Raw genomic sequence first — 385 nt, forward strand, 5'->3', positions numbered from 1 at the left:
AGTCAGTGAAGACCCAACAACCAGTTGACATCGTTTAGGGCGTGGACTACCAGGGTATCTAATCCTGTTTGCTCCCCACGCTTTCGTGCATGAGCGTCAGTGCAGGCCCAGGGGATTGCCTTCGCCATCGGTGTTCCTCCGCATATCTACGCATTTCACTGCTACACGCGGAATTCCATCCCCCTCTGCCGCACTCCAGCAATGCAGTCACAAATGCAGTTCCCAGGTTGAGCCCAGGGCTTTCACAACGGACTTAAACGACCACCTACGCACGCTTTACGCCCAGTAATTCCGAGTAACGCTTGCACCCTTCGTATTACCGCGGCTGCTGGCACGTAGTTAGCCGGTGCTTATTCTTACGGTACCGTCATGACCTCTCTTTATT

At 53.8% G+C, this 385-nt stretch carries 1 rRNA gene; it reads right to left on the reverse strand.

Annotation, left to right across the window (positions count from 1 at the left end):
• A 16S ribosomal RNA gene (locus GVL52_RS30195) occupies window positions 1-385 on the reverse strand; the annotation flags it as partial.

Source organism: Rhizobium sp. 18055 (assembly GCF_902706285.1).
Taxonomy (GTDB): Bacteria; Pseudomonadota; Alphaproteobacteria; order Rhizobiales; family Rhizobiaceae; genus Rhizobium.